Source organism: Colwellia sp. BRX10-9, assembly GCF_014077405.1.
Classification (GTDB): domain Bacteria; phylum Pseudomonadota; class Gammaproteobacteria; order Enterobacterales; family Alteromonadaceae; genus Colwellia_A.
Map to the genome: position 1 here is coordinate 1 of NZ_JACGVV010000062.1, position 7,624 is coordinate 7,624.

General features: G+C 34.2%; 6 protein-coding genes. 3 read left to right on the forward strand and 3 right to left on the reverse strand.

Annotated elements, in window-relative coordinates:
- Positions 1-502: 502 nt before the first annotated feature.
- The gene (locus tag H4J69_RS19150) at positions 503-724 is read right to left on the reverse strand and encodes a hypothetical protein (protein ID WP_182245137.1); all 222 of its coding nucleotides are present in this window, start codon (positions 722-724) and stop codon (positions 503-505) included.
- Positions 725-928: 204 nt separating this feature from the next.
- Between H4J69_RS19150 and H4J69_RS19155 the strand changes: the two genes are divergently transcribed.
- The 3 genes from H4J69_RS19155 (at position 929) to H4J69_RS19165 (ending at position 3,885) form a co-directional block, all read left to right on the forward strand.
- The gene (locus tag H4J69_RS19155; RefSeq protein WP_182245138.1) at positions 929-1,870 is read left to right on the forward strand and encodes a GGDEF domain-containing protein; all 942 of its coding nucleotides are present in this window, start codon (positions 929-931) and stop codon (positions 1,868-1,870) included.
- Positions 1,871-2,423: 553 nt separating this feature from the next.
- Positions 2,424-2,675: a hypothetical protein gene (locus H4J69_RS19160; RefSeq protein ID WP_182245139.1), complete on the forward strand. Its 252-nt coding sequence runs from the start codon at positions 2,424-2,426 to the stop codon at positions 2,673-2,675.
- A gap of 178 nt (positions 2,676-2,853) precedes the next feature.
- Positions 2,854-3,885 (forward strand): hypothetical protein, encoded by a 1,032-nt coding sequence (locus H4J69_RS19165; RefSeq protein WP_182245140.1) that lies wholly within the window; start codon positions 2,854-2,856, stop codon positions 3,883-3,885.
- Positions 3,886-5,212: 1,327 nt separating this feature from the next.
- Here H4J69_RS19165 and H4J69_RS19170 read toward each other — a convergent pair.
- Together H4J69_RS19170 and H4J69_RS19175 are read right to left on the reverse strand one after the other, a co-directional pair.
- Positions 5,213-5,620, reverse strand: coding sequence for a hypothetical protein (locus H4J69_RS19170; RefSeq protein WP_182245141.1), 408 nt, complete (start codon positions 5,618-5,620; stop codon positions 5,213-5,215).
- Between the two features lie 35 nt (positions 5,621-5,655).
- On the reverse strand, positions 5,656-7,624 hold a 1,969-nt coding region (locus H4J69_RS19175), incomplete at its 5' end, for a zinc-ribbon domain-containing protein (RefSeq protein ID WP_182245142.1).

A 7,624-nucleotide genomic window follows, 5' to 3' on the forward strand; every position in this document is an offset into this window, starting at 1 on the left:
TACTAATAATGCTTAGTAAATGCATCTCGTGATCACTATTTCCTAGTAAAAAGTTGTCGTGATCAGTATTTCCTACTAATAATGCTTAGTAAATGTATCTCGTACTCACTATTTCCTAGTAAAAAAGGATTCCGTGATCAGTATTTCCTACCAAAAAACTAATATCTTCATAATTTGTCCGAAACAGCTGTAATTAGTCGCTTAACGTTACTGTTTGAAGTCAAAAGACGCTATATCTGCTGTTATTCACTAACTAAAGCTCAATAAATGCATCTCGTGATCAGCATTTCCTATTAATAACGCTTAGTAAATGTATCTCGTGATCAGTATTTCCTACTAAAAACAGAGGCAGCGATCAGCATTTCTCACTATTAAATACTTCTTTATGCATTACTTTAATTGTGAAGAACGTTCGATATTAGCGTGATTGTTCACAAAAAAGGTAATGCAAAGGGCTTAGATTAACGACTTACATCACTCTAATTGTGCAGAATGTCGAAAACTAGCGGGATTGAGCACAAAAAAGGTAATGCAAAGCGTTTAAAACTTTTGAAACGTCAGAAGAAATACCGTATTGAAAGTGCGCATTGACGATAGCGTTAACGTTACTAAGGACGGTTCCAAGACTTAAAACGGTCGTTAGCATCAATGATTCCCTTATGGCTTCTGATCCGACATAGCGATCATTAGAAGTTAGTTGATCTTTAAGACAAGTGCTAGCCATAAGCTGTCCTTATCCAAGAAACTGCTATGAAGAGTTTGTGGCAAACTAGACAGTTTGGCTTATTTGATTTTAAAACTCCTTAGCAGCGATATAATAAGTATTCGTCCAACTAGCTGATAAGCTTAAAAATCCCATAGTTGCAATATTCTGGTTTTGATCGTATATTTATTAATCACATTGTATTTAGTTGATAGGTACTTATTCATGGATGAGGTAGACTTTTTCAATAATGCACTCGATGCTCTTCCTGAACATATTTGTATTATTAATAATATTGGTGATATTGTATTTGTAAATCAGGCATGGGTCGATTTTGAATTAAATAACTCTTCAACGCAATCCACCGATTGGCATAAAATCAATTACTTCGATATTTGTAAGAATTCAATAAGTGAAGATAATGATGATATTTCACTCATTTTATCAGGCATAGAAGCTGTTGCCAGTCAGAACTCTCCGAGTTTTTCATTTGAATATCCTTGTCATAGTCCAGACAATCATCGTTGGTTTTCACTCAACTGCACTCCATTTAAATCCAACCAAAAAACTTATACCTTATTACAGCATGTTAATATCACGCAGAAAAAACAAGCAGATATAAATTCCAATATCGATGCCCTAACAGGGGTTGCAAATCGTAGAGCATTTGACGAATTTTTTCAAAAAGAATGGCTTCGATGTGCCCGGTCATTGTCTCCAATTAGTCTCATCATTATTGATATTGATGACTTTAAAGCATTCAATGATACGTATGGTCACGTTAAAGGTGATTGGTGTTTAAAGACAATTTGTAATGAATTAAAACAATTAGTAAACAGACCAAGTGATCTATTTTGTCGGTACGGTGGGGAAGAATTTATTTATGTTTTAGGAAATACGTCATCTGAACAAGCACAAGAAATTTGCACCAAAATACATCAAGTTTTAAAAGAATTGAATATTAAACGTGATGCAATAAAGGATAGTATACGTGTTACCATGAGTGCTGGTTTAGCTTGTGTCCATCCAAGTAACTTTAATAACAAAATCGACCTACTCGAATATGCCGACAAGTATCTTTACACAGCTAAATCTCAAGGAAAAAACACAACCAGATGTCACTATTGTGAAAGTGAGATCTGCTCTCCTAAAAATTGCAGTTATTAATTATTATGCCTGACCCCTTCCTCTCCAGAGGAAGGGGTGGTGAATATAGAATACCTATTCCTCACTCTTTAAAATTGTCAACAAAGCTAGCTAATAATATAGGTTTGAAACAGTTATTGAATTGTCTTCTTTCGTATCTTTGTTAACATTGGCCTAGTGATTATTAGATATTTCTCCAGCTAGCCAAAAGCGGATATTAGCTTTTAAGGGGGGTTGTGCCCACCCCCTCGAAATCAGCACTAAATGAAGTAAATACGCATTTACTTCACTCACTCACCCATTTTTAAAGGACTTCAATGTAGGCATAGATATACATATACATACAAGTGACTGAGTATTGGTTTTATGATCACTTTTTGCGAGAAATAAGGTACAGCGCCTTGTTTAAACTTAAGACATAAATCACAGCGTTTATTAATAGCTTGAAAATCATTATGTTAACCATTATTGTGCACTCAATAAATTATGGAAGTAGGCATGAGGCCTTCCAATAAGCTGTTAGGCTTTTCCGCCCGTCTAGCAGCTTACATTCCACAGGGCGTGGAGAAATAAAATGAAAAAATTGCTTTTAAGTGCTAGCGTTTTTATAACTTTGTTTAGCAGTAACTTGTATGCGGATCCCACTACTTATGGTAGTGATGACAGTGATTATAATAGTCCTTATTATAATGCCCAAGAGCGTGATTATAGTAATGACCGTGGTGGTAATAGTCCTGATTACAATGCCGATGACAATAGTCAGGAAAATATCTATGGAGATGAAAATTCTTATAAAAATTCAAATGGTATGATTATCAATAAATAATTGATAGCTATGTGTCGTTTTCTTCTGGCACATATTGAAGATGATGAGGCTTTAAAAGAACTTGTCACCAATCATTTTTTTACATAACATTAAGGCAAATGGCCGGTGGCTGGGTCAGCCTAACATGCCAATTAATACTTCAAGTATTATATAAACACTTAACTATAAGGATATTCATATGAAAAAAATACTTTTTACTTTAGCTGCAATTTCATCTGCTCTAGGTCTAGGGGGATGCGCATCAGGAGTGAAGAACACTGAACTTGCAGAGAAGTTTTTCTCGTCACAACAATACCAAAAACATTATTTATTTAGAGAGTCAGCCATGGGCGGGGCTATGGCCAGTCTAGTAGTGACGTGTAATGATAAAATATATAGGGTTGGTAGTGGTGAGTTTATAGAGTGTCCTGCAGATGAAGATGTGAATTTTATATCGTCTGAGATTGGCAAGGGTGTTTTTTTCACTCAATTACTTGAAAACAATGTCCAAATGCCGCAATCCAACAAGCTGTTTTTGAATAAAAAAGATAACAATCAATTCTTGTTCACCACAACGTCATTGTTTGGTAAAAAAACAAAAACAGACAATACAGTTGGTGTTGAAAATACAATAACAAAAGATGAAGCAATACAAATGTTCACTGATGGTTATAGCTTCATAAAAGAGCCGTCAGAAATTTCACCTATTTTACGCTATACCGCCATTCTTAACCCTTTCAGCAAATACAAACATACCGGGCAGTTATTTACACGCTTTGAACGCTTTTTACCCCCGCAAATGATTGTAGGTAACGAGCAATTTACAAAGTTTATTGAAGGTAAACAGGGTGTTGTAGTCTACTCCTTATCAAATATTGTTTTCTCTTCCGGTATCTGGACTGAAGATAAATATCATGGAACCTTAAATGGATCATCATATATTTTTATAGAAACGTCGAATTCTGATGAAACTCTATATACATATTTTGGTGGTAAACTGGCAAGTTTAGATGTTGCCGTCAAACAAGGTGGTGTTACTTATGTTGAATTTGATACATCAATAGGTTGGGATTCTCATAATAGAAGTTTAGCATTATCAGATAATAATAGATTTCAAGCTAATTCAAAAGAACTCGAATATCTAGTACTTGATAAAACGGCTGAGCTAGAACCGAGTCTTGACCTTATTGAAAAGGAAGGTATAAAAATATTAGGTAAATTAGTTAAGTAAATATTATATAAAAAACAAGGTTTATTTACATGCACTTACGGTTACTCCCTCTCTTTTTATTGATTTCTTTGTCTTTCTCTATCGTTGCTAACGATGACTTTGATAAAGGAATTGATGCATATAGGGGTTAGTTGCCCATCCCCTCGAAATCAGCACTAAATGAAGTAAACCCTCATTTGCTTCATTCACTCCCCAATTTTTAAAAGGCTGTGGGTGGTGGTGAAATCATAATATCAGCAAGTAAAATTGATTCGGCTCCTATGTGTTGACGTTCAGAATAATATACACTCAATAAACTTCAATCAGCAAGGACAGCTAAATATGAAATTCCCTATCTCCTTAGTAACACTTGGCTAGAACTATCAGGTATAAGCAATCCAACATCCCAAGAAGCACACAACAACAACATTAATAAACTACTCTACCACCTCGATAATATTGGCGAAGCAGAGGATTACCTTGATCATTCAAAGGTGCCCCCCTCGAAAAGCTTACCTCGATTCATCATTTTATTATTAATAATAACACTGAATTAACCACTTCGTTACACTGGGTGATTAATTCGTAAGATACGGGGCTTTGTGCTTGTTTTTATTCGCTTTTATGGTATCTTCAGCAGCATAGAATATAGAATATTGAATATTTTTGGTTGCACAGTTTTCGCCTAAATGGATTTAGTGCACTTCGCTCAACTTCATGGTTAGTTGAGCGAAGTGGTAATAAGGTTTTAATCCTACTCATTCCACGCTACAAGTTTTGATGTTTTTTGGTCATTTCAGTGTTTGCCATCGACACACATATAATAAATTAAAGGATTAATTATGAATAAATGTAAATTTTGCGAGAAAGAATTACCTGTTATGAGGGTCCAGCGAAGTTGGACAGAAAAACATTTCAACCATAGAAATGAATTTAAATATCAATGTAACAATTGCTATAAAATTACATTTAAAAAATCAAAAATATCTCTCTAAAATATCTATTACAGCGTATCCCTCTCCCTTAATACTTACTTTGACCAATACCCTACAGTATTGGTTATAACTTTCCACCATAAAAAAAAAGCTTACACAAAGCCCCCTTCATTTACCGGTTATTTATTTCCTTTACTTGATTAAACGCATAATTTACCAATTAGACTAATGACCGCTTAGTCGGATCACTTGTCCCTAGATAAGCCAAGGCTAACGTCCGGTATCGTATCTAAGCCGACTTAAATTGAGGTGAGTATTAGTCAATATTTTTGACCGCTTTAAGCTCATTACGGACGGTGGGGTTTGATACCTAAAAGATAACTATTGCTACATTATTAACAATGTTGAAATTCTTATATTTCTTCTGAATAACCAACTGCCCTATAAAATCCATCTATCTTTTCAATATAAATTAAAATTCTCTCTCCTATATTTCGAGAGAAAAATGACACAACTACAGGATAATCAGATATTGGGCTAGAAACTAATTTAGGTTTGAAATCTTCATTATCTTTAATATTCGTTAATGTTTTACTTAGAAATCTGGCAGCATCGATTTCAGATAAAGCCTTACCTAAAGGTTCTTTGAATTTAATCATGACCTTTTTATATACGGTAATCACTGATTCATTAGATTTGAATTGAAGTTCATCTTCTAAATCAAAGCCCTGTTCAGAAAATTTTTCAATTACCTCCAGCCTTTCTGATTCATAACAGTTCACTGTTATTCTATTTGTATATTCTTTGTTTATTATTTTCATCGTTTCCTTTCATTCTACTAAGTCGCTAACATCATCTATTCCACAACTAATTTTTCCTTAATAGTTTCAACTTCGCTAACTAAGTCGCTTTTAATTAAATTTGCTTTGATTATTTCATTGTCGAGTGTTGAATTTTTTAGGATATCTAAATGAAAACATTCAGTTCCCCCTTTGCTATAAGTCATATATTCCCTCATATCAATGCTAAATTTACCGTACCTTGTTAAAACATAATATTCTGTCAAGGTAGCATTTAAATTATTAGTTTTGATTGTTTTATAGTCAACAACGGTTAATCCATCTTTTCTTAATACATTAGGTTTATACCTATCCCCGATAGTCCCCCCTTTACTCAACCCTATTTTCCAAAAATATTGGCCTAAGACATTCTTAAATTTAATGTAATATAACCATCGTTCAAAGTCCCAAGTGTATGTGTACCTTAACGTTTGCTTTAAATCCCAACTATTATGGGCGCATCGAGGGCAACCACTCTTGGACAGTGTAATAGCATCTATAGTTGTTTCCCACTCAAAACCATCATGTAGACAACGAAGTATCACTCGTGATTTTGCATGTGCTTTACCGTCAACCAACTCAACAAGCTCAAGGTTTTTGATGTTATTTATCTGTTCTATTCGTTCTGCTTCAGAGTATTTGTATACTTTTGAGCATTTAGGGCAACCACGGCCATTTGCCAAGTTATCAATAGTTGGTGTCCATTCATTTCCATCGACAAGACATTTAACTTTTACATTAGAATAACCGTTAATATAATCGCCATCAAAATCAATAAACTGAATGTTTTCTAGTGAATTAATTTTGTTAATCACATCATTTTTAGGTGTCCGCCTTTTCAAGCGAACCTTTTCAGCTCTACATTCCCCACAGCCAGTCATTCCCTTAATTGCTGTATGAATATTTGATACCCAAATGTAATCATGCTTTTTACAAAAAACCTCAACTCTATCCTTTTGGCTTATATACCCATCTGGAAAACTAATAAATTGGCTATTAGGAAGTTCATTGATGGCCTTGGTTACTTCTTTTTCTGATAACTGAAAGTTACCTGCGCACTTCGGACAGCCAGATTTTGAATTAACTAATCTATTTATGGTTGATGTCCATTCATACCCATCCTTAACACATCTAATCAATGCTTTAGTATGGGAGTCTTTATAGTTATCCACTAATTCAATGAAAACAAAGTTATCCTTTGATTTCAGTCGCCTTATTTGTTCATCTTCTGAAAAAACATACCTCCCTGAACAAATTTTACAACCAGATAGGGTTAAGGCATGTTTTACCTTAACATCAAAAATATGTTCTTTATTTTTCAGGCATAACATCTTAACTATTGAATCTAGATTTTTAAACCCCTCAGTGAACTTTAAGAATTTCATACCTTTTAGTTGTTTTAATAGAAATAGCGCCTGCTCTTTTGTTTTTATTCGTTTTACATCTGAACAAGTAGGACATTTAATTGGCTTTAAAATGGCATTATTTGAAGACATATCCCAATTTAAATTGCAGTGAGAACAATTAAGTTCCACTCTTGAGTGTGAGTTTAAATAACCATCAGGGAAAGACACAAAAGCAACATTACCATTCTTTTCTATTGCACAAATAACATCATTTTCCTTTACACGAACAGAACCAGAACATTTGTGACAACCTCTTCCTTTATCAATAAGTCCTGTCACTGATACTTCCCATTCGTAACCATCTTTAAGGCATCTAACTAATGCTTTAGACTTTCCAGACTTATATCCATCAGGAAATGAGATGAATTGTAAGTTGGGCAGACTATTTATTTGGTCAATTCTTTCTTGTTTGGAGTGTTTGTAAACACCAGAACATTTAGAACACCCTGTTCCTCTTAATAGATTGGCTAACGTTGCCACCCAACTGAATTGGTGAATGTGACAAAAGACATTGACTCGTGTTGTATTTCCTTTATATTCGCCCTCAAATGACTTGAACTCGATTCCTTCTAACTGATCA